Raw genomic sequence first — 22536 nt, 5'->3', positions numbered from 1 at the left:
ATCTTTTTTAAAAATTACCAGGATACTTCCTCTTGTAAAGCATACATTTCGTGTTATAATATATGAACATTAATAAATATCTGACTTTTCATAATAATTTAAATAAATAAAAATAGATAGGAAAAGGTGGGAACATCGTGAAATATGGTTTTTCACAGCGTGTTCGTTATTTAAAGTCGTCTGCAGTTAGAGACATATTAAAGGTAGTGAATAAAGGAGATGTTATATCCTTTGCAGGTGGTCTACCTGATGAAAAGTTATTTCCGGTTGAAGCAGTGCAAGATGCTTTTAGCAAAGCGATTGGTTCTGGAAATAAAGCATTACAATATGGAGAAACAGAAGGTGTATTCGACTTAAGAGAACAGCTCGCTGAACGTATGGCAGTAAAAGGGATTCGTCGTAAACCAGATAATATCCTTGTAACTTCAGGCTCTCAACAAGCAATCGATTTGTTTGCAAGGGTCATGTTTAATCCAGGTGACATTGTATTAACAGAAAATCCTACTTACTTAGCAGCACTTCAAGTATTTGAATCTTATGAGGTGAAGGTAGTAGGTGTAGATTCAGATGATGATGGAATGATAGAAGAGGATTTAGAAGATAAAATTGCTCGTTTAAAGCCAAAATGTATTTATGTGGTTCCAACATTTTCAAATCCAGGTGGAAAGGTATGGTCACTGGATCGTCGTAAGAAATTGTTGGATTTAGCAAGAAAATATCATGTTGTTATATTTGAGGATGATCCATATGGAGATATCCAGTTTGATCAGTCGTCAACACCGCCACCGATTGCGTCAATGGATGATAATAAATTTGTACTTTATACAAGTACCTTTTCGAAAACAGTAGTACCAGCTATGCGTATTGGATGGATTGTAGGACCACATCAAATAATTCGACTGATGGCACAAGCAAAGCAAGCATCCGATTTGCATACAAATTCGATAAGTCAACATGCTTTAGTGCATTTACTCAATGACTTTGATCTGGACGGACATATCCAAACGATAAGAAATACGTATTTAGAACGAATGCATATCATGAAGGGCCTTCTAGATGGTGTGAAAAACGAGGAATTAACGTATATCACGCCTAAAGGCGGTATGTTTTTCTGGGTTAACATGCCTAAGCAAATCAATACAACGGATCTATTAGAAGTTGCGGTAGAAGAGGGTGTAGCATTTGTACCGGGTACACCATTCTATGTATCTGATCCCCAGCAGAACACAATGCGTTTAAACTTTACCAATGCATCCCCAGACTTGATTAGGGATGGAATGGAAAGGCTCGTAAAGGTAATTAATCAACACGAATATGAGACTGTTATGGTCTAAATAAAAAGAGCTCCTTTTGAAATAACAGGTTCACTTTTGGGAGAGAAAACTTAAAATAACATACTAATTAGGGATACTTTTCACATAGTGATTGGTATCCCTATTTTTATTGATATATCAAGTTTTTGAGTTTTTAACAACCTAATTAGCATACTATTTAGCACATTAATTAGCATAGGTACAATAAATTTTGTACTTATGCTAACGGATGTGCTAATTTTTATGTTAATTTGTATGTTGATAACAGTGCTAATTTGGCAATACTAGGGTTAGAGAGGTGATTTAATTGCAGTTTATTAAACCCAAGAATAAAAATGCGGAAAAGGTTGATTGGGAAATCTCCGAAAAGGTCCGATCAACTGTTAAATATTATTCGGAGTACACTGAATACAGCGAGAGTGAAGTTGTCGAGGTTTTCTTATCCAACCTCTTAGAAGATAAAAAGTTTATTGAATGGATAGAAAGTCGTCGAAATAACAAACGAATTGTTAAACAATTAGAAATTGAAGATAAGGTGGCGAAGGAAAATGGCACAGCTTAAACGTTTGGCGACTGCAGATGATTCAATTGTTGAAGTTCCTATTCCAATCTCAGACAACGAAATCAAAGAAAGGGTAATACAGTATCCCCTTATGAACCCCAAACGTTTTGCAACTAAGTTCAGCGATTCCTTATTTAAACCAATTCATATTATTTGGGGCGATAAAACCTATCACATCCAAATGAATTTTTGTACAAACCCTTACTGTAAATCGTTTGGTTTAGATCAATTGAAATACGAAACTAAAGGCAAACCAAGTCGATATAAACTAAGCGGATCTGGGAAATCAAAAACCATATATTGTAACTCTGACCCCGTTAATCCTAATTACGGAATGACATTAGGTTGCCATACAAGACCATTTTCGAATTGGTCAGTTGCAGAGGAAATTTCGAGGCTAGTTAAAATTGAATTTGTAAAAAATATTGAACCTGAGTATGAATTTCATAAGGAGGGATGTATATTAGAGGAGCTCACACCTTTTAGCGATCCAAAATCATTTTACAAACAAGGAAAAAGCAAAGTCGGGGCACCGGTTTTGCAATGTAAAAGTTGTTAGAAAAAAACGAATTTGATGCCAACAACCAAGCAATCGGTTGTTTACCATCAAAAACGAAATGAAATTGTTCCTAGTTTTGCTAAGCTTATCCTTAACCGAACACCTGTTAAGCGGACCTGTGAGATATTAGGCATAGCGAACGGTACCTATTACAAAAATCTTGAGTGGCTGTACCGCCATTGCCTGGAATTCTTAGAAATTCACGAAACGAGACCTTTAAAGGAAATGTCCTTTAAAGAAATGTGGTTAAATACAGACAAAATGACCTACCTTCTAAATAATGTCCGACGGAAAGGCATGGGTGGAGGTGGATATGGTGAATTAGAAGATCTCCATTTTCCAACTAATGTTGTGATCACTGCTGATGTTTTTTCACGTTTTGTATTTCGTTCGGATGTTGCTTATGATTGGAACGCTTCTTTAGATGACCTGGATTTAGATACCCGTTTATTCAAAGACGATCACTTAAACGAATTTGCTAAACGTCACGCGAGATTGCGTTTCTCTCACTATCCGCAGCTGCCTTCTGAGAATGATACCCAGGCTAAGGAAGAGTATAAACGAGAACTTGCAGAGATTAGCCGTCGGGATAAATACATACAAGGATTACACGTTAATTCAACTTATACGGCTATGGCACAGTTTTGGCTTATTAAAAAGCTTGTAAAAGCTTCAGAGTGGCGTTTTGTGACCGACAACGATCATTCACTTATGACGGCTTGTTATCGTGTTTTCTCGAAGGAATTTCAACTGACCGATGCACATCATTTCTTATGTCAAACAGATAAGGCTAAAACTCGCAGACAAGCGTATGAAGAATTCAAAGAAGCCCAAAAAGAACTACTCGATTGGGGATTGTGGAATGGTCACGCTACAAGGTCCCTTAAACGATTGGCATTTCGTTATCTCACCGAGAAGTTTAAAACCCATAAGTTTCACAAGGAAGTAACTACTAAAGCAAATTCTTATAACATCTATGGTGATAATCCTATTCAACATCCTTTGGCTACACCCGATAGAGGGTTTCGACAAGTTGATTGCACCACAAATTTGTCCTCCTTGGAACCAAATGAAGTCGCTAATATGATCTTAAATGTGAACGATAATGCCGTAAATACGTTTATCCAAAACATTCGTAGAAGACTCTCTATCCTTGAAAGACCTTTAATGACAGCTCGTGGAGACGGTAAAAGTTATATTTACTCAAACTTTAATCCTAAATATGCCCAAATGTCCTTAACCATCTTGAGAACGTTCTACAACTTTTGTGTTCCGTTTAAAACAAAGAACGGCAAGAGCGAGATTATTGCTACACCAGCACAGCGACTTGGGCTTACTGAAAAAGAATTTAGCCTTAATGATATTATTTATTTAAGATAACCCTCGCAATATTGTACTTGGGTTATCTCTTTTTATAGAGGTTTTGGGTTTTTTTGTTGAAATTAATTAAAAGATTTTAAAAATTATGTTCTTTAACTAACGAGCATCCTAATGTGGAATAAGAACCGTCATTCTCTACTTCGTAGTAGACTGCTGCGTAATAAACAATTTCTGTTTTAGATGACTTTGTGAAAGAATGTACTGAAGCTAAAAGAGGTAGATTATTTTTCAATAAGAGTATCAATAGTATAAATCTTCCATAACTTACACGACCTAAAAATAATCATTTTAGGGAGGGTTAATTATGCCAGAAAAAGCATCAATTACATCATCAGAATTAGGAACGTTATGGCTTACCTATCAAGAAAAAACAATGATTTTACGAATGTTAGAGTATTTTATAGCGAAAGCAGATGATGAAAAAGCCAAGGGTATTATGACTGATTTGCATGAAGATCTTGAAATATATGTTGGCAAAATAGTTCAGATATTTGAACAGGAAGGTGCTGCTATACCAGTTGGATATACAGCACAAGATGTAAATAAAGATGTCCCGAAACTATATGATAATGGTTTTGACATTATGTTGGTTCGCCTTTTAAAAGAAATCAGTATGGGTTTACATTCATTAAATTTAACAATGACGTTTCGAGAAGATATAAACATGCTTTTTGAAGACCTTACTGCTCTCACCCAAAAGTATTTCAGGATTTGCTCTCAATATTTGTTAGAAAAAGGATTACTTGTTAGAACACCTTATGTATCGATGCCAAAATCAGTTGAGTTTATTAAAAATAATAGTTATTTAGGTGGGATAGCTCTCAATCCATTTAGTCAAAAAAGAACATTGAATACGGTAGAGGTCGCTCACCTTCATAAAGCTATTGAATCAAATCTTTCAGGATTGCAGATGATCTTAGGTTTTGGTCAGTGTGCTAATGATACTGAGGTGAAAAAGTTCTTTAATGAAGGTGCAGAGATTGCTAAAAGTATTATAAAAGAAATAAGTGAAGTCATGATTCAAACAAACCTTTCAATTCCTCAAACCCCAGGAGGGAATGCGACTAATTCAACAGTGGCTCCATTTTCTGATAAGCTAATGATGTATTGTACAAGTCTTTTTTGTAGTTTTTCAATGGGAAGCAATTCACTCGGAACTGCTTTTAGTTTACGAAATGACTTGCCCGCAAAAAATACGATTTTTATGAAAGATATTTTTGAATATGCTCATAAGGGAGCGAAAATCATGATTAAAAATGGTTGGATGGAAGAGCCACCTCAAATGGAGGACCGTAAACAAAAGATGAATTGAGTGATATTGGGTGAGCTACTATAAGAAACCTAAAAAACATGAGGCTTTATTATGGAGCATAGCATTACCAGGTTTTGGTCAGTTCTTAAATAGAAGGTTTTTTAAAGGGAGTATATTCATTCTTTTAGAATTTCTTGTAAATGTACTAAGTAACTTCAACTTAGCGATTATATATTCATTTACTGGAGAAATACAAAAAGCCATTGATGTTACAAATTTTCAATGGCTTATGTTCTATCCTTGTTTGTATATGTTTGCCATGTGGGATGCATATAGGGATGCAGAAGGAGAAATAAATCCATATTCGTATATCCCCTTTGTATTTGGTGCTTTTTTTATAACTATTGGGTTGATTTTTTCAACAAAACTAAAAATAATGGGTGTCGTATTAGGTCCAGTAATTCTACCTATACTTTCTTTAGTACCAGGTCTAATGATAGGATTTATCATTTATCACATTGTTCTAACAATGAACTATAGAAGACATTAGACATTAAAAGGTTACTTCTGCCTTTTCAACTAAGAGAGCTTTAGTTGAAGAAGGAATGATTTTAAAAGGCTTCCTTTGTTGCGCAGTACAAAGATACTGTTCAGTAAATTTTTAATCATCCTTATTTAACTATAGAAGCATTAGTTCAATAAGGAAAGAAAATATGAGTAAAAACGCACAGATTTTAGTTTCTGTGCGTTTTTGTATGCTAATTTAAGTGATAATATTTTTAGGATTGGAACGCTAAATGCACTGCTATTTCACCTGTCAATTTAGATTTTCCCTCCCAAAAGTGAACCTGTTACTTTTGAAAGGTGCTCTTTTTATTAATGAGCGCGTTTAAATAGGTAGAAAATAAATCACAAGGTAGCCCGCTGTTGCTTCAATATTATTTCCACTGAAAAAATCTCTTGAAAAATGGAGTTTTTTCTTTTTTGTCAAACCCAGAATGGTTTGTTTCCTCCAATAAGATATTTTCTTTATCAATGGCATGGTCATAAGTGAAAATTAACCCATATTTTGAATAAGCGTTATTATTATCTACAGATGTATATCGTATATTATGCTTATTTGCAAGCTTTTTATATTTTTTAAAATATCGAAAGTGAATCGATCCATTGAATAAAATTTTTGCCCTTTTGTTCTCTCTCATACATTGATTTAATTCTTTTAGTCCTTTTGATTTCATGACCTGTCCTTTTGTCAAAGCCAAAATAACTCTCTCGCGTAGCGATCCCAAGTACAGTTTTCTTTCTGATGGATTGACTTCTTTTGCTCCATATATACCTTCTTGTAGATAATCCCCTACATCTTTTTTCATGTGATTACCTCCCCAGCTGATCTCATTCATTATCCATAATTATCAGTACTAATTAATCATAGCATGTCTAATATAGACATAGTATATAGCAATTAAATGATAAATGGGTAGTGTCTAAAAATAAAGATTATATTTTAAAAAGGAATGAGGAAAAATCGGCATAATACGTGAGTTCAAACAGTTTATTCTTAAAGGCAGTGCGGCAGAGGTTGGAATCGGTATTGTATTAGGTGCTGCGTTCAGCAGCCTTATCGACTCATTAGTTACTGATATGTTGTTGCCACCAGTAGGGGTATTTCTGGCTAAAATGAACTTTTCTAACTTATTTATTACGTTAGGTGGGGGTCACTACACTTCTTTATCGGAAGCACAGGAAGCTGGTGCAGCAACAATAAACTATGGGTTATTCATTACATCATTTATTCGCTTTCTTATTATTGTATTTGTTATATTTCTCGTCATTAGACAAATGAATCGGTGGAAGAAACCGGATCAACACCCAATGGATGCTATGACAAAAAAAGAATGCCCTTATTGTAAAACGGCTATACCGTCAAAAGCGATAAAATGTCCGAACTGCTCATCCGATTTAGATGATTGGAAAGAAAATCGTTCAAGGAAAAAGACCAGTCCCAATTTACGGTTGAAAATTAAATAATAAAATCCTCAAACACATGGCAATGAAAAAAGTTGCTATGTGTTTATTTATGTGCTTAACACAAGCCGATTTTTCTAAAAGAAATATGTCTATCTAATAATTAAGTTCATTATTGTAAAAGATATTGTTAAAGGTTATCCTTAGCAAAAGGAAGAAATGAGAGTGTTGTTATGAATCCATCTAAAGAGTACAAAGAGGAATTAAATCAAATCATTGACTTAAATAATCATGCTCATAATTTAAAATTGGATGTTTGGAAAGAGCATGTTGTATTTACTGGACATTGGTGGATTGGTGTTATACTTACCATTGTACCATGGATTTTGTGGATATTCTTTCGTAAAAAGGAAAGTACAAACCGATTATTATTTGTCGGTTTTTTTGTAATGATTCTCTCTATAATCTTGGATTTTCTAGGGACAAAATTAGGGTTATGGTATTATTATTATGATTTGATTCCTTTTATACCTGCGTTTATGCCTTGGGATATAACCCTTATTCCTTTATCTGTTATGTTTTTAATTGAGTATAGACCACAAATAAATCCCATTATAAAAGCATTCATATTTAGTGTGGTAATTGCTTTTGTAGTCGAACCTTTATTTGTATGGATAAGTCTATATCAACCAGTAACTTGGAGACATTATTACTCTTTTCCAATTTTTTTTCTTATTTATTTAATTAGTCATTTCCTTAGTAAGCAAAGAAATTTCAAGATGGTTACGTAAAGTACTAACCTGGTTCGTCCGTTGCTATAAATGAAAAAAGAGCTTGGAAACTCCAAGCTCTTTTTTTCGTTCTATATTATTCTTCCACTACTGGATATACGCCGTTTTCATCATGTACCTCTTTACCGGTAATAGCAGGGTTAAATACGCAAATCATACGCATATCTGTTTTTGCACGAAGAAGATGTTCATCATTCTCATCTAGTGCATAAAGTGTGTCTTTTGAAATTGGCCATACTTTATTGTCTTTTAAGGTAACAACTTCACCTTCACCTTCGATACAATAAACGGACTCTAAATGATTTTGGTACCAAATATGTGTTTCTGTACCTGCTTTAATAATTGTGTCATGCACAGAATAGCCCATGTTATCTTTTTTTAAGATAAGTCTTCTGCTGACCCAATTTCCTCCATCTACATCATGCTCTGTTCCTTGTACGTCTTTTAAAGAAATTACTTTCATTACTACGGATCCTCCTGTTAGATTGAATTAATTAGTTATTGGTTCTTTTACTAAGCTTTTTACGCTTTCTTCGATGATCGCTAAACCTTTCTTTAAACCTTCCTCATCGATATTTAACGGTGGGAATAGTTTAAATACTTCATCTTTAGGTCCAGAAGTTTCCATGATCAATCCAAGTTCAAATGCTTTTGCGGCAACTTTGTCAGACAGTCCTTCAACTTCTGATGCGATACCAACCATGAAGCCGCGCCCACGAACTTCACCTTTGATCTCTGGATAGTTTTTCACAATTTTCTCAAGTGATTCATAAATTATTTGTGATTTCTCTTTAATTTCTTTTTCGAATGTGTCGTCTTTCCAATAGTCTAACGAAGCGGTAGCTGTTACAAATGCGTGGTTATTTCCACGGAATGTACCATTATGCTCACCTGGTGTCCAAATATCTAAGTCCGGACGAATAAGTGTGATAGCAAATGGGATTCCATATCCACTAAGTGATTTAGACATACAGACAATGTCTGGCTTAAGTCCAGCCGGTTCAAAACTAAAGAAAGTTCCTGTACGTCCAACACCAGCTTGAACATCATCAATTATGAGTAGAATGTCCCAACGCTTACAGATTTGTTCTAGTTTCTTTAGCCATTCAAAGCGTGCAGCGTTAATTCCACCCTCACCCTGGACTGTTTCTGCAATAATAGCAGCTGGAATATCAACACCACTACCACTATCTTCAAGGAATCGCTCTAAATATTCCAATGTGTCATGATCGTCTACATAATTATCGTAAGGCATTGTAACAGTATTCTGTAATGGAATTCCTGCGCCTTTTCTTTTCATAGCATTACCTGTGACTGAAAGTGAACCAATGGTCATACCGTGGAATCCATTTGTAAAACTAATAATATCTGTTCTGCCTGTCACTTTACGCGCAAGTTTTAGCGCACTTTCTACTGTATTTGTTCCTGTTGGTCCAGGGAACATAATTTTATAGTCAAGGTTACGCGGTTTTAGTATAACCTCATTAAACGTATTTAAAAATTCAGCTTTTGCTGTTGATGCCATATCAAGTGAGTGAGTAATACCATCACTCATTATATATTCAACTAGTTTTTCCTTCATTTTAGGATCATTGTGACCATAGTTAAGTGCACCAGCACCAGAAAAGAAATCAATATACTCTTTACCCGCTTTATCCCACATTTTATAGCCCTTAGCTTTCGTAAATACTGTAGGGAAGCTGCGTACATAACTACGTACTTCTGATTCTAACGTTTCAATAACTTTCATATCTTGGGTCACGTTATAATTTCCTCCTTAATTGTTTGCATACCAGATTTTTGGCATGGTGATTTATTCCCTAATGTTTAACTATTTAAACCATTTATTTTTGAATGGGTCCAACACGAAAGTTTAATTCTGCTTCGTGATCATCACTTGGAAATAGATCTTCTGTAAATAAGTCGCTCACACTACATTTTGTATTGTACTCTCGTGCAAGCTTACGAAATAATGATTGAGACGCTTTGTTTGATGGGGTAACAGTTGCTTCCACGAAGCGAATGTTTTCACAAGCTTTTCGGTTGATTAATTCATTCAGTAGCTTGGATGCTATCCCTTTTCCTCTTTGGGAAGGATCAACACCAACCTGCCAAACGAATATTACATCCTGACGTTTTGGAGGGATAAATGCGGTAACAAACCCAACAAGTTTGCCATTTTCCTTAGCTACGACACAAGTTTCTGCAAAATACTCACACATCATAATGTACTTGTACGCGGAATTTTGATCTAAGGTTGAGTTGTTTACAAGCTCCCACATCGCTGATCCATCTTCTAAAGTTGGTAGCTCGAACGAAACCGTTTCTGTAGGAACAGTTGCAATTTGACTATTAATGGTAATTTCTCCCTTCAATTGCTTTTTTGCTTACGTATTATTTCCATTTCTAATAATAAGGGGGACTGGGAATTTTAGCAAACGAGCTTTGCTTCGATAATCAAGCATTAATTGTTGTTAGTCCCGATTAAACGAGTTAAGGTTCTAGAATTTAATAAATGCTACTGTTTTGTTAATAATTCTGTCAATTATAAAAAATTTGGATATTTTTTAATATGCAAAAGAGTCAATTTTATCTGAATTTGAATACATGTCAGTAAGCATTTGTTGTCAACATAAAAAAGGTGTCTAACCCTTATATACAAAGGATTAAACACCAAATTAAAAATTCGTTATTTTTTCTTTTCCGCTCGCTTATCCGCTTCTTGCATTCGTTCCATTGCCTCTAAATCTTCTGAGTCGGCAAGTTCATAGGAAAATTCCACATCTTCTACTTTTCCATCATACTTTTCTTTTGGATCTCGTTTTTTTGCCATTGATGCCACCCTTTCTTTATTTTTAGTTGACTTAAAGCACTTTTAGTATGTTTTCATTCAAGAAAAGGTATTCACCTTATAAGGTTATTTAGAAATGTAACGGTTGCCTTCAATCCAAAACCGCCATGGGTAATCCTTTGCTTCACCAGCATTATCAATTCCTATTCGAGGACCTGAGGCGACCTGAAACGAAGAATCGTTTCCATAAGCAAGCCATAGCGGTTCCTCTGTAAGAAGGTGTCCGTAGTCTGCCAAGGTAATTCCTAATGCTTTCGTTAGTTTGCCTGGGCCATTACATAATTGAATGTCACTGTGTGCTTTTGGACGCCTCTTGGTCATTAATGTCTTATTATAGAAAGGTTCTAATCCCCGTACAAGGACCGCTTCTGGTTTATCGCGTTCACCACTTACTACATTGAAAAGGTTATGGGTATGCATGGTGTATATATAGGCGTGACCAGCTTCACCATACATGATTTCCGTACGCTTCGTTCTTCGGTTTCTGTAACTATGTGCTGCTCGGTCATTTGGTCCGATATATCCTTCTGTCTCCGTAATAATTCCCGCAGCCGTTCCTTCTTCGGTACGCTTTATCAATATGCAGCCGAGTAAAGCTTTAGCTAGCTGTAGCGTTGGCTGTTTATAGAAAGCTCGTTCAATTGGTTTTAATTGATTAATTTTTATTTTTTCTACCATAGTGTTATCTCCTGAAAAGTGAATAGTTAAAGATATAACTATATTGTGCAGTAGAAAGGTTTTGTATTTATACTTTAAATGTAAAAAAATGGCCGCTCAAAGAACGGCCATCAAATAATGGAATGGATTAGATAATCGTTATTATTCTGCTGTTTCAGGTACAGACAAACCTAAACCTTCTGCTACACGTGTTCCGTATTCAGGGTCTGCTTTATAGAAATGTTCAATTTGACGTAGCTTAATTTCTTCTTTTTCTACATCCTTCATATGGTCAACCACATTTTGAACAAGTCGTTTGCGCTCATCTTCACTCATCAGGCGATATAAATACCCAGGTTGTGTATAGTGATCGTCGTGGTCATACGAAACGCTGTCTGCAAAACCTGAAACTTCAAATGGATTGGTTTTGTTTTCTGGTGTTTCTTTTGGCCCATCGAAGCTATTTGGTTCGTAGTTTACTGAACCTCCACCATTGTCATCAAAACGCATAGACCCATCACGCTGGTATGTGTTCGCTTGTGATTTTGGACGATTTATTGGTAACAACTCATGGTTTGCACCTACTCGGTAACGGTGTGCGTCTGAATAGGCAAACAAACGACCTTGAAGCATTTTATCTGGAGAAGCTTCTATTCCTGGAACGAAATGTCCAGGAGAAAACGCTGCTTGCTCTACTTCAGCAAAATAGTTTTCAGGGTTACGGTCTAGTACCATGCGACCTACTTCAATTAAAGGATAATCTTTTTGAGACCAAACTTTAGTTACATCAAATGGATCGAAACGATACGTATTAGCATCTTCTTCTGGCATGATTTGAACGTAAAGTGTCCAAGTTGGATAGGCTCCATCTTCAATGGAGTTATATAAATCTTCTAGATGATAATCAGGATTTTCTCCTGCTAATTTTGCTGCTAAATCAACATCTAAGTTTTTAATACCCTGATCCGTTTTGAAGTGATACTTTACCCATACAGATTCCCCGTCTGTGTTTGTCCACTTGAAGGTATGACTTCCATAACCATTCATATGACGTAATGTGGCTGGGATACCACGGTCGGAGTGCAGAATGGTAACTTGGTGCAACGATTCAGGTGATAATGACCAGAAATCCCACACAGCATTAACATCCTTGCGATGCGTTTTCGGATTACGTTTTTGCGTATGGATGAAATCAGGGAATTTAATCGCATCACGGATAAAGAATACCGGTGTATTGTTCCCTACTAGGTCATAGTTACCTTCATCCGTATAAAACTTAACCGCAAATCCTCGTGGATCACGAACGGTATCAGCAGATCCTAGCTCTCCAGCTACCGTTGAAAACCGAATAAATAGCGGTGTGCGTTTTCCTATTTCAGATAAAAAGTCTGCTTTTGTATATTTTGATACATCATTTGTAACTTCAAAATAACCATGTGCCCCTGCCCCTTTGGCGTGTACGACACGCTCTGGTACTCTTTCTCTGTTAAAATGTGCAAGTTTTTCTAATAGGTGAACATCTTGAATTAATGTAGGTCCTCGGTAGCCTGCAGTTATTGAATTTTGGTTATCTCCAACTGGTGCTCCTGAAGCCGTTGTTAAGTACTTTTTTTCTTTGCTCACTATGTTAACACCTCTCCCTTTTTAATTTTAAACTTAGAAAATAATACATGTCTTATTATAATACAAACTTTATAAAAATCAATATTTATTTATAATTATTTTAAACTAACTTATTCTGGTCATAAAACTATATGCCTTAAAGACAACCTTTATGAATAAAAAAAGAGAGAGAACAAAATAATGTCCTCTCTTTATATGGAAACACCTCATTTAATAGTAAACGGTTTTGGGGGTAACAAAACGTTACGTATGGCGGATGGTGTTTCGTAAGTATTAAATTACATTCTCATTATACATGATAATGAGAATCATTTTCAATATAAAAATTGAAATAAAATTTTGTATTATGATTATTATTTAAGAGGAATTAAGTGAGAATTTGGATAAATAAAGAGGTGCGTTTATTTTTTTGTGAGAAACAAAGAAATCTGTCGTACTCGAAATTTTGTTTAAAATGAGCGATAATGATTTTAATCAATATGGAAGAGGATTGTTAGGGGGGATCAGTGTGGTTCTGGATTTGCGAAATGTTTCATTGATACGAGAAGGAAACTGGATATTAAAGAACATTGATTGGAAAATTGAAAAAGGCGAACACTGGGTACTGTTAGGACTTAATGGAGCAGGAAAAACAGCTCTATTACATATGCTCTATGCCTTCTATTTTCCAACGAAAGGAAAGGTTACTGTTTTAAATCGTGAGTTTGGCAAAGATCCTTTGGGGGAGAAGCTTCGCCAAAAAATAGGATTAGTTTCTTCAACTTTACAAAACAGAATTTATGATTCAGATAGTGCCTATCAGATTGTTTTAAGTGGCGGGTTTGCTTCGATTGGTTTATATGAGACACCTACGGATGAAATGAGAGCAAAAGCAAAGCAATTGTTAAGAGATCTTGGTTGCTTTGAATATGCTGATCGAAGCTATCGCACGTTATCGCAGGGGGAGCGACAGCGTGTATTAATTGCAAGATCTTTGATGGCAGATCCTGAGCTTCTTATTTTAGATGAACCGACGAATGGCTTGGACTTTCTAGCGAGGGAACGTTTATTGGAGTCGATTGAACAGGTTACATTAAGTCCGACTGCACCTACGGTTATCTATGTTACTCATCATGTTGAGGAAATTCTACCATGCTTTAAAAAGACACTTCTTTTAAAGGAGGGGGAAGTGTTTGCAGCCGACGATACTACAAAAATCATTACGAATCAGGTTCTTTCCGACTTCTTCGGGTTACCTGTTGATGTGCGGTGGTACACCGAAAGGCCTTCCTTAGTAAAACAAAGGTGATGCAATAGAAATACCGATTTAGTGTAAGATTGTTGAAGAAAGATATGGTGTATCTTAAGAATGAAGGCTAAGCCCCTTTCTTCTATACTTTTAGCATAATTTAACACCAATTGTTTATTTATTTAATACAATATCAAATCGAGTGAATACATTGTATTAAGAACAAACAAGAGGTGAGAATATGCTGTCTTGGTTTAGTTTTATACTATTAGGTATCGCGACATTTCGGCTTACGCATTTATTGGTATTTGATGAAATTACAAGCTTTATCCGTGCGCCATTCCATGAAATAAAGGAAGAGGTACTAGATGACGGAAGAGTTGAAGAAGTCATCTCTATAAAAGGAGAGGGACTACGAAGGTTTATCGGTGAATTATTAAGTTGTCATTGGTGTACCGGTGTTTGGTGTGCGTGTTTTTTATATTTTGGATTTATGTACATTCCATCGATTTTTATCCCACTGATTGTGATTTTAGCAGTTGCAGGAGTCGCTTCGTTCATAGAAGTAGTTCTCCTTCGTATCATTGATTAAGCAAGAGGGCTGTCCCAAAAGCAAAGGGTCAGCCCTCTTATTTAGGTTAAAAGAGGGAACAAGACCCTTTCATTAGATTTGAATAATGCGTATAATCCACATTTATTCTTTCTTTTTCCTACGTCTGCCTGTGCCGCATTTGCAGCCAGCTCTTCTTCTTTTTGGTTTACGCTTTACTGTTTCATTTGTCATGTAAATCACCCCATTATGAAGTCAATACCATCACTAATACTTTATATGCGAGTTGCGACTTTCTTGCAAGGGCGGATTCCGTATTTTAACAAAACGACGACGCAAATCCCCCTTACTAAAATGCTTTTCCCTCACATTCTTCATTACAAAATAGATAAAATATTTTATTATTCTGAAAAAACAAAAGATTATTAATTATTTAAAAAACCTTTATATTTTGTGAATGTTTTTATATAATATGAAACTGTGAATATCGTTTGTTAATAATTCGACAAAATATAATTAACAAATGTTTCAGAAAATTATGGAAAATATTCCATTAGACTTAAGGGTGTACAAAACGATTAATATTCGTTTTTCCTGTTGAGAGGAGGGGTTAAATGGTCAGCTTAATTATTCAGCGGATGCTTCAACTATTATTATTACTAGTTGGTATATCATTTTTAGTCTTTATGAGTATGCACATTGCACCAGGAGATCCAGCGTCAATTATCGGTGGCCCAACAGCCAGTGAATCAGACCTGGAAGCTATTAGAGAAGATTTGGGACTAAATGAACCAGTGCTAGTTCAGTATATTGATTATATGAAAGGTGTTTTTCAGGGAAATCTTGGCTTTTCCTATCAAAATAATCAATCAGTAACTGAAGCCATCATTACGAGATTCCCTAACACGCTCAATCTTGCAGTTGCAAGTATGATTGTAGCGGTTATTATCGGAGTTGCTGCGGGGATAATTTCAGCTATTAAGCAAAATTCTTGGTTTGACGTATCAAGCACCACTTTTGCTCTAGCAGGAATATCAATTCCAAACTTCTGGCTAGGAACAATGTTGATTCTTTTGTTCTCTGTAACCTTAAAGTGGTTACCTGTTGGTGGGTTGAGTGCACCGTTTTATACGATTGAAGGAATGAAACAACTGATATTACCAGCAATCACGCTTGGGACTGCTTCTGCAGCAATGATTGCAAGAATGGCACGTTCAACAATGCTTGAGGTTATACGTGCTGATTATATTCGTACAGCGAAGGCGAAAGGAGTCAAACAAAAATCAGTGATTTGGATTCATGCCTTACGTAATGCAATGATTCCAGTGATTACCGTGATTGGTGTTAACTTCGGTGCTTTACTTGGCGGTACGATTATTACAGAACAGGTTTTTGCCATTAACGGTGTTGGTAGATTAATGATCGACGCTATCGCAGCAAGAGATTTCCCGGTTGTACAAGGAACAGTTCTACTGGTTGCTGCATTGTTTGTCATAGTAAATCTAATTGTTGACATTATTTATGCATTAATTGATCCACGGATTAGTTATGATTAGAAAGAAGGTGAGTTAAATGGCTGAAGCCGTAGTAGATAATCAAGTTCAAAAAAAGAAGAAAGACATAGCGTTCTTTCGTACATTTCGACGACTTGTTAAAAACAAACTAGCTGTTTTTGGATTGGTTATCATCGTCCTACTAACGATTATGGCAGTATTTGCTCCGATTATCGCTACGTATGACCCTATCGAACAAGATTTAACGAGTGCTGAATTAGGGTTAGGTTCAGAGGGGCATTGGTTGGGAACAGATAACTACGGCCGAGATATGTGGTCTAGGTTAGTATATGGTGCTAGAGTTTCCTTAGTTGTTGGTATAACCTCCGTGGTAATCGGCTTAGTCGGTGGTGTAGCACTAGGGTTATTAGCAGGATACTATAGAAAACTAGATGGCATTATTATGCGGATTGTTGATTTACTGTTCGCTTTCCCGGGAATTCTGCTAGCCATGTTAATTATTGCAATGTTAGGTACAAGCTTAGTAAATGTAGTGATTGCAATTAGTATCTGGTCCATTCCTGGTTGTGCCAGAATTGTTCGAGGGAGTGTTCTTTCCGTCAAAAAGCAAGAATACGTCCTTGCGATGAAATCACTAGGCGCCAGTAACAGCCGGATCCTATTGAAGCACATTTTGCCTAACTGTACCGCTCCAATTATCGTTTTTGCGACAATGCGGATGGCAACTTCTATTTTATCAACATCTGCTCTAAGTTTCTTAGGGTTAGGTGCCCAACCACCTACAGCTGAATGGGGTGCAATGATTGCTGCAGGTCAGGATTTTATGTGGTCAGCTCCACATATGACGATTGTACCTGGTATTGCCATTATGCTTGTTGTTTTTGCTTTTAACGTTGTTGGTGATGGCTTAAGAGATGCTTTAGATCCAAATATGGATTTAGGTAAATAAGATAATGAAAACAAACTAAAAATAACTTTAATAAAGGGGAATTTACTACAATGAATAACAAAATGAAACTTTGGTTAAGTTCACTACTACTTCTAGTAATCGTTGTAGCTGGTTGTAGCAGTAATACAGCAGATGGAGAAACTACTGATGGTGAAGGTAATGGAGAAAGTGATGTAGCTCAAGAGCTTACTTACGCTTCCGTGTCAGATATCGTAGGGTTGTCTCCAATTGATACGAATGATAATGTTTCAACTAGTATGATTGGTCAAATCTATGAAACGTTGTTTGTTAGAGATTCAGAAACGATGGAAGTTGTTCCACACTTAGCAGAATCTTATGAAACACCAGATGAAACTACTTGGGTAATCAAGTTAAAAGAAGGTATTAAATTCCACGATGGAACAGATTTTAACGCAGAAGCTGTAAAATATACATTCGAACAATTTATTGATCCAGAAAGAGCTGCACCTCGCGCATCTTTATTAGAGCCAATTGAATCTGTTGAAGTACAAGACGAATACACAGTAGTTATTAATACGAAATATCCTTATGGTCCACTATTAGCTGCGTTATCTCATAACAATGCTGCCATTGTTAGTCCGACAGCAGACCAAGAAGGTGACATTAACACTGAAAACCCTACAGGTACTGGACCATTCGTATTTGAAGAGTGGGTTCAAGGTGATCACGTAACATTGAAGAGAAATGAAGATTATTGGCAGGGAGCACCAACACTTGAAACAGTTACACTAAAAGTTGTTCCTGAATATTCAACAGCTGTTTCTATGTTAGAAACTGGTGAAGTACAGTTTATTGATAAAATTCCATCTGAACATTTATCCAGACTTGAATCGATTCAGAATGTGGACATTCAGAAAAAAGAAGGAACTCCTGTTTATTATCTTGGATTTAACATGGCTAAAGAACCATTCAGCAACCTGGAATTCCGTAAAGCTGTAGCACATGCGGTAGATACACAAGCATATGTAGATCAGTTAAAAGGTTTAGGAGTACAAAACGATAGTATCATTGGTCCAAAAGTATTCGGATATAAAGAAGAAGCAGCAGATGCTGGCTATGATTTAGATGTAGAAAAAGCGAAGCAAATTATCGAAGAAAATGGATTTGCAGATGAAACAATTACGTTATTAGCAGCTAACACAGGAAGCTACATGAAGATGGCTGAAATTGTACAAGCACAGCTTACAGAAGTGGGTCTTAATGTTGAGATTGAATCAATGGAATGGGGTACATTCTTAGATACAACGCTCGAGGGTAACTTTGACATGACATTCTTAGGTTGGACTAACAGTACTGGTGACGGTAGTGAGCTACTATATCCAAACCTTCATTCAGATAACATCGGAGCATCTAACAGAATGGGTTACAACAATCCTGAATTTGATAAACTTGTAAATGAATCTCGTAATATCGTAGATCAGGAAGTACGTCTTGAAAAGCTTCATGAAGCAAACATGATCGCCGTTCAAGATGCGGTATGGATTCCAATGAATCACGGTGTAGTATCAGCAGCATTTGATAGCAGTGTGAAAGGCTTAGAAATGGACCCAACAGGAAAATGGTCACTCTATAATGTTAGTAGAGAGTAGGTAATGAAATGGAACAGTTACTTCAAGTAAATAATTTGGTAACCCAATTCCGAACAGCTGAGGATAATCTCACCGCTGTTCGGGGGATATCATTTTCGGTTAATAAAGGAGAAACACTTTGTATCGTAGGAGAATCTGGGTGTGGTAAAAGTATTACATCGCTATCGTTAATGGGACTGCTTCCTTCCAATGGCAGTATCTCAAGTGGGTCTATTAAACTTAACGATGAAGAATTAACATCAAAAACGGAGGAAGAATTACGACGTTTACGTGGAAATAAAATGTCGATGATTTTCCAAGAACCGATGACAGCATTAAATCCAGTTTTCACGATTGGTTATCAATTACGTGAGCCATTGATGATTCATAGAAACATGTCTAAGCGTGAAGCAGATGTGAAAGCACTTGACCTATTAAACCAAGTAGGTATACCGGATCCTAAAAAAAGGCTTAAACAATATCCTCATGAACTCAGTGGGGGAATGCGTCAACGCGTTATGATTGCAATGGCATTAGCATGTAAACCTTCCTTATTAATTGCTGATGAGCCAACAACAGCACTAGATGTAACGATCCAAGCTCAAATACTAGATTTAATTGATGATTTAAAGCAGGAATTGGACATGGGTGTTATTTTTGTTACGCATGATATGGGAGTAGTAGCTGAAATAGCAGATCGTGTAATGGTCATGTATGCAGGAGAAGTGGTGGAAGTTGGTGAGGTTGAAGAAGTTTTTAATGCACCAAAGCACCCGTATACGAAGGGATTACTTGCGTCCGTTCCGAATGTAGACGATGAATTCCATCAATTAGAGTCTATTTCTGGATCCCTGCCAAATATTAATGAAAAAATAGATGGATGTAGATTCCATAAAAGGTGCCCATTAGCAACAGACCAGTGTCGGGAGCAATCACCACCGATATTTTCTGTTTCAGAGACGCATCAATCAAAATGTTGGCTACAACAGGAGGTGACTGAAAATGACAAATCAACAGCCACTTCTTGAAGTAAAAAACGTAAAAAAATATTTTCCTATTAAAAGTGGTCTATTAAAACGAACAATAGGAAATGTTCAAGCAGTAGAAAATGTTAGTATCGATGTATATGAAGGGGAAACATTGGGTGTTGTAGGTGAATCTGGTTGTGGTAAGTCCACTTTTGGACGAACTGTGCTTGGATTAGAAGATTTAACGGATGGATCCATTTCGTTTCGGGGAGAAGAAATTGGTGGATTATCTGAACGGAAATTGAAAAAATTCAAGAGGGAAATGCAGATGATTTTTCAGGATCCTTATGCATCCCTGAATCCCCGTCAACGAATAGGAGATGCGTTGGAAGAAGCATTCATTATTCACACAGACTTGTCGAAGAAAGAGAGAGTCAAGCGAGTAAAGGCATTGCTAAACGAAGTAGGACTTAAAGAAGAGTACTATGAAAGATACCCGCATGAATTTAGTGGCGGACAACGTCAACGTATTGGAATAGCACGTGCGATAGCTTTAAATCCATCTTTTATTGTGTGTGATGAAGCTGTATCTGCATTGGATGTATCTGTTCAAGCACAAATTATTAAATTGCTGAAAAAATTACAACAATCACATCAGCTGACTTATTTATTTATTTCCCATGACTTAGGTGTAGTAAGGCACGTTTGCGATCGGGTTTTAGTAATGTATTTAGGTGCAACTGCTGAATTAGCAACATCCGATCAACTTTATAAAAATCCGTTACATCCTTATACGAAAGCATTGTTATCTGCTATTCCACGACCTATTCCTGGCAGAAAAAAAGAGCGCATTCGATTAGAAGGAGATTTACCTAACCCATCGAACTATCCGAAGGGTTGTCCATTTCATACTCGGTGCCCATTAGCAACAGAGCAATGTAAACAAGAGAGACCGGAATGGCGTGAAGTGGAAGATGGCCATTTTGTTGCTTGTCATGAAGTGTAAGTGATGGTTTTAGTAGAAAGGAGTCGCCAGTATGATAGATTTTGACAACTTGAGTTATCCATATCCGTCCCAGCGGATGACGTCAGTTGCAAACAAAGGGATGGTTGCTACCTCTCAACCACTTGCAGCACAAGCTGGGTTGGATATTTTAAAAAAAGGTGGAAATGCGATTGATGCTGCAATTGCAACTGCAGCGGCATTAACGGTTGTTGAGCCAACTTCTAATGGTATTGGTGGAGATGCATTTGCGCTTGTTTGGACGAAGGGTAAATTGCATGGACTTAACGGTAGTGGTCCATCTCCACAAGATATTTCGATTGAAAAGGTAAAAGAGCAAGGCTATGAGGAAATCCCAAAGTTCGGTTGGATTCCAGTAACTGTACCGGGAGCTCCGGGTACATGGGCAGAATTGTCAGAGCAATTTGGAAAACTTCCATTAACAGAGGTTCTTCAACCGGCTATTGATTATGCAGAAAACGGTTATCCATTATCTCCAGTTTTAAGTAAGTTTTGGAATGGAGCTGTAAAAAAATTCAAAGAAATTTTAACAGATGATGAATTTAAGCATTGGTTTGAAACCTTTGCTCCAAATGGAGAAGCACCAAAGGTAGGAGAAGTATGGAAGTCACCAGGCCATGCACAAACACTTCGATCCATTGCGGAAACAAAAGCAGAATCCTTTTATAAAGGAGAAATAGCAGATAAAATCGCTGACTTTTCCGAGAAGTATAACGGGTTTTTGAAAAAAGAAGATTTAACTAAGTTTAAGCCTGAATGGGTCGATCCAATTTCCGTTAATTATCGTGGTTATGATGTGTGGGAGATTCCTCCGAATGGTCAGGGTCTTATTGCGTTAATGGCATTAAACACATTAAAAGGTTATCAGCTAACAGAAAAAGAATCCGTAGCAACGTACCATAAACAAATGGAAGCGATGAAGTTAGCCTTTGAAGATGGTAAAAAATATATTACCGAAGAGAAACATATGTCCCATTCGGTAGAAAATCTGTTATCAGACGATTATGCAGAGCAACGCAGAACGTTAATTGGTGATCAAGCAATTTCTCCTGAACCAGGTAATCCTCCTAAAGGTGGCACGGTATATTTAGCTACTGCAGATAATGAAGGCAATATGGTTTCTTTTATTCAAAGTAACTACATGGGATTCGGCTCTGGTTTGGTTGTACCAGGTACAGGAATTGCTCTTCAAAATAGAGGCCACAATTTCTCCCTTGACCGAGAACACGATAACGCTCTTGAAGGTGGAAAGCGAACGTACCACACAATTATCCCAGGCTTTTTGACGAAAGATGATCAAGCTGTTGGTCCATTTGGAGTGATGGGCGGGTTCATGCAACCACAAGGGCATTTACAGGTCGTATCTAATTTAATTGATTTTGGCTTAAACCCACAAGCTTCTTTAGATGCGCCTAGATGGCAATGGGTAAAAGATAAGAAAATAATGGTTGAACCCCATTTTCCTACCCATATAGCTGAGGCGCTAGTTCGAAAAGGTCATCAAATCCAAGTGGAGTTAGAATCAGGCCATTTCGGCAGAGGGCAAATGATTATTAGAGATAATCAAACTGGTACTCTATATGGAGGAACCGAAGCTCGAACGGATGGAACAATAGCATCTTATTGATGATTTGAAATTTAATCTATATCATAGAAAGAATTTTTTCATGAGTTGAAAAAAGGCTGTCCCATAAGTTGGTGAATACTGACTGCTGGGGCAGTCTTTTTATTGTAATTTCAGAAGTTATAGGCTAAAGTTTC

At 36.6% G+C, this 22536-nt stretch carries 23 protein-coding genes; 16 read left to right on the top strand and 7 right to left on the bottom strand.

Features of this window, described 5'->3' with window-relative positions:
• The first annotated feature begins 137 nt into the window (after nt 1-137).
• The 6 genes from JOC48_RS08285 (at nt 138) to JOC48_RS08265 (ending at nt 5616) form a co-directional block, all read left to right on the top strand.
• On the top strand, nt 138-1334 hold the full coding sequence (locus tag JOC48_RS08285; protein ID WP_204498655.1) for an aminotransferase class I/II-fold pyridoxal phosphate-dependent enzyme: 1197 nt from the start codon (nt 138-140) through the stop codon (nt 1332-1334).
• A 286-nt stretch (nt 1335-1620) separates the two neighbouring features.
• Nucleotides 1621-1875: a hypothetical protein gene (locus tag JOC48_RS08280; RefSeq protein WP_204498653.1), complete on the top strand. Its 255-nt coding sequence runs from the start codon at nt 1621-1623 to the stop codon at nt 1873-1875.
• Nucleotides 1862-2434: a hypothetical protein gene (locus JOC48_RS21230; RefSeq protein WP_239584256.1), complete on the top strand. Its 573-nt coding sequence runs from the start codon at nt 1862-1864 to the stop codon at nt 2432-2434. Before JOC48_RS08280 ends, JOC48_RS21230 begins: the two co-directional genes overlap by 14 nt.
• A gap of 15 nt (nt 2435-2449) precedes the next feature.
• Entirely contained in the window at nt 2450-3814 is a 1365-nt protein-coding gene (locus tag JOC48_RS08275) for an insertion element protein (protein WP_239584255.1), read from the top strand.
• A gap of 304 nt (nt 3815-4118) precedes the next feature.
• Nucleotides 4119-5126 carry a DUF3231 family protein gene (locus JOC48_RS08270; protein ID WP_204498650.1) on the top strand — a complete coding sequence of 336 codons (1008 nt, stop codon included), beginning with the start codon at nt 4119-4121 and terminating at the stop codon, nt 5124-5126.
• Nucleotides 5127-5136: 10 nt separating this feature from the next.
• Nucleotides 5137-5616 (top strand): hypothetical protein, encoded by a 480-nt coding sequence (locus tag JOC48_RS08265; protein WP_204498648.1) that lies wholly within the window; start codon nt 5137-5139, stop codon nt 5614-5616.
• Between the two features lie 388 nt (nt 5617-6004).
• Here JOC48_RS08265 and JOC48_RS08260 read toward each other — a convergent pair whose 3' ends face one another.
• Complete coding sequence (locus JOC48_RS08260) at nt 6005-6436, bottom strand: YueI family protein (RefSeq protein WP_204498646.1); 432 nt, start codon at nt 6434-6436, stop codon at nt 6005-6007.
• Between the two features lie 154 nt (nt 6437-6590).
• Between JOC48_RS08260 and mscL the strand changes: the two genes are divergently transcribed.
• Together mscL and JOC48_RS08250 are read left to right on the top strand one after the other, a co-directional pair.
• Entirely contained in the window at nt 6591-7094 is a 504-nt protein-coding gene (gene mscL, locus JOC48_RS08255) for a large conductance mechanosensitive channel protein MscL (protein WP_204498733.1), read from the top strand.
• 170 nt (nt 7095-7264) lie between these two features.
• Nucleotides 7265-7822: a CBO0543 family protein gene (locus JOC48_RS08250; protein WP_204498644.1), complete on the top strand. Its 558-nt coding sequence runs from the start codon at nt 7265-7267 to the stop codon at nt 7820-7822.
• A 76-nt stretch (nt 7823-7898) separates the two neighbouring features.
• Here JOC48_RS08250 and JOC48_RS08245 read toward each other — a convergent pair whose 3' ends face one another.
• The 6 genes from JOC48_RS08245 to katA all read right to left on the bottom strand — a co-directional run bounded on the left by JOC48_RS08245 (nt 7899) and on the right by katA (nt 12953).
• A complete protein-coding gene (locus JOC48_RS08245) occupies nt 7899-8285 on the bottom strand; it encodes an ectoine synthase (protein WP_204498642.1) in 387 nt (128 codons plus the stop codon).
• A 27-nt stretch (nt 8286-8312) separates the two neighbouring features.
• Nucleotides 8313-9572 (bottom strand): diaminobutyrate--2-oxoglutarate transaminase, encoded by a 1260-nt coding sequence (gene ectB, locus JOC48_RS08240; RefSeq protein WP_239584265.1) that lies wholly within the window; start codon nt 9570-9572, stop codon nt 8313-8315.
• A gap of 94 nt (nt 9573-9666) precedes the next feature.
• The gene (gene ectA / locus JOC48_RS08235; protein ID WP_204498638.1) at nt 9667-10197 is read right to left on the bottom strand and encodes a diaminobutyrate acetyltransferase; all 531 of its coding nucleotides are present in this window, start codon (nt 10195-10197) and stop codon (nt 9667-9669) included.
• 314 nt (nt 10198-10511) lie between these two features.
• Complete coding sequence (locus JOC48_RS08230) at nt 10512-10655, bottom strand: YfhD family protein (RefSeq protein ID WP_204498636.1); 144 nt, start codon at nt 10653-10655, stop codon at nt 10512-10514.
• An 84-nt stretch (nt 10656-10739) separates the two neighbouring features.
• Nucleotides 10740-11351, bottom strand: a complete 612-nt coding sequence (locus JOC48_RS08225; RefSeq protein ID WP_204498635.1) for a DNA-3-methyladenine glycosylase — start codon at nt 11349-11351, stop codon at nt 10740-10742.
• A 141-nt stretch (nt 11352-11492) separates the two neighbouring features.
• Entirely contained in the window at nt 11493-12953 is a 1461-nt protein-coding gene (gene katA / locus JOC48_RS08220; protein ID WP_204498634.1) for a catalase, read from the bottom strand.
• Between the two features lie 508 nt (nt 12954-13461).
• On the opposite strand from katA, the gene JOC48_RS08215 reads away from it, so the two are divergent.
• The 8 genes from JOC48_RS08215 (at nt 13462) to JOC48_RS08180 (ending at nt 22402) form a co-directional block, all read left to right on the top strand.
• Nucleotides 13462-14241, top strand: a complete 780-nt coding sequence (locus tag JOC48_RS08215) for an ATP-binding cassette domain-containing protein (protein ID WP_204498732.1) — start codon at nt 13462-13464, stop codon at nt 14239-14241.
• A gap of 181 nt (nt 14242-14422) precedes the next feature.
• Complete coding sequence (locus JOC48_RS08210) at nt 14423-14773, top strand: DUF1360 domain-containing protein (RefSeq protein WP_204498633.1); 351 nt, start codon at nt 14423-14425, stop codon at nt 14771-14773.
• Between the two features lie 572 nt (nt 14774-15345).
• Nucleotides 15346-16287: a nickel ABC transporter permease gene (gene nikB / locus JOC48_RS08205; RefSeq protein WP_204498632.1), complete on the top strand. Its 942-nt coding sequence runs from the start codon at nt 15346-15348 to the stop codon at nt 16285-16287.
• A 16-nt stretch (nt 16288-16303) separates the two neighbouring features.
• Nucleotides 16304-17194 carry an ABC transporter permease gene (locus JOC48_RS08200; protein WP_204498631.1) on the top strand — a complete coding sequence of 297 codons (891 nt, stop codon included), beginning with the start codon at nt 16304-16306 and terminating at the stop codon, nt 17192-17194.
• A 50-nt stretch (nt 17195-17244) separates the two neighbouring features.
• Nucleotides 17245-18804, top strand: a complete 1560-nt coding sequence (locus JOC48_RS08195) for a glutathione ABC transporter substrate-binding protein (RefSeq protein WP_239584253.1) — start codon at nt 17245-17247, stop codon at nt 18802-18804.
• An 8-nt stretch (nt 18805-18812) separates the two neighbouring features.
• Nucleotides 18813-19811 (top strand): ABC transporter ATP-binding protein, encoded by a 999-nt coding sequence (locus JOC48_RS08190; protein WP_204498630.1) that lies wholly within the window; start codon nt 18813-18815, stop codon nt 19809-19811.
• Complete coding sequence (locus JOC48_RS08185; RefSeq protein ID WP_204498628.1) at nt 19786-20757, top strand: ABC transporter ATP-binding protein; 972 nt, start codon at nt 19786-19788, stop codon at nt 20755-20757. Before JOC48_RS08190 ends, JOC48_RS08185 begins: the two co-directional genes overlap by 26 nt.
• Nucleotides 20758-20788: 31 nt before the next feature.
• Complete coding sequence (locus JOC48_RS08180; RefSeq protein WP_204498627.1) at nt 20789-22402, top strand: gamma-glutamyltransferase family protein; 1614 nt, start codon at nt 20789-20791, stop codon at nt 22400-22402.
• Nucleotides 22403-22536: the final 134 nt, after the last annotated feature.

The sequence above is a fragment of the Aquibacillus albus genome (assembly GCF_016908325.1).
GTDB lineage: Bacteria > Bacillota > Bacilli > Bacillales > Amphibacillaceae > Aquibacillus_A > Aquibacillus_A albus.
This window is presented reverse-complemented; position numbering and strand designations above follow the sequence as displayed.

Coding starts and splice junctions, on each gene's coding strand:
- JOC48_RS21230 (WP_239584256.1), top strand. CDS start 1,862: ATGGCACAGCTTAAACGTTTGGCGACTGCAGATGATTCAATTGTTGAA.
- JOC48_RS08275 (WP_239584255.1), top strand. CDS start 2,450: ATGCCAACAACCAAGCAATCGGTTGTTTACCATCAAAAACGAAATGAA.
- JOC48_RS08270 (WP_204498650.1), top strand. CDS start 4,119: ATGCCAGAAAAAGCATCAATTACATCATCAGAATTAGGAACGTTATGG.
- JOC48_RS08260 (WP_204498646.1), bottom strand. CDS start 6,436: ATGAAAAAAGATGTAGGGGATTATCTACAAGAAGGTATATATGGAGCA.
- JOC48_RS08250 (WP_204498644.1), top strand. CDS start 7,265: ATGAATCCATCTAAAGAGTACAAAGAGGAATTAAATCAAATCATTGAC.
- JOC48_RS08245 (WP_204498642.1), bottom strand. CDS start 8,285: ATGAAAGTAATTTCTTTAAAAGACGTACAAGGAACAGAGCATGATGTA.
- ectB (WP_239584265.1), bottom strand. CDS start 9,572: ATGAAAGTTATTGAAACGTTAGAATCAGAAGTACGTAGTTATGTACGC.
- JOC48_RS08230 (WP_204498636.1), bottom strand. CDS start 10,655: ATGGCAAAAAAACGAGATCCAAAAGAAAAGTATGATGGAAAAGTAGAA.
- JOC48_RS08225 (WP_204498635.1), bottom strand. CDS start 11,351: ATGGTAGAAAAAATAAAAATTAATCAATTAAAACCAATTGAACGAGCT.
- JOC48_RS08210 (WP_204498633.1), top strand. CDS start 14,423: ATGCTGTCTTGGTTTAGTTTTATACTATTAGGTATCGCGACATTTCGG.
- nikB (WP_204498632.1), top strand. CDS start 15,346: ATGGTCAGCTTAATTATTCAGCGGATGCTTCAACTATTATTATTACTA.
- JOC48_RS08200 (WP_204498631.1), top strand. CDS start 16,304: ATGGCTGAAGCCGTAGTAGATAATCAAGTTCAAAAAAAGAAGAAAGAC.
- JOC48_RS08195 (WP_239584253.1), top strand. CDS start 17,245: ATGAATAACAAAATGAAACTTTGGTTAAGTTCACTACTACTTCTAGTA.
- JOC48_RS08190 (WP_204498630.1), top strand. CDS start 18,813: ATGGAACAGTTACTTCAAGTAAATAATTTGGTAACCCAATTCCGAACA.
- JOC48_RS08185 (WP_204498628.1), top strand. CDS start 19,786: ATGACAAATCAACAGCCACTTCTTGAAGTAAAAAACGTAAAAAAATAT.
- JOC48_RS08180 (WP_204498627.1), top strand. CDS start 20,789: ATGATAGATTTTGACAACTTGAGTTATCCATATCCGTCCCAGCGGATG.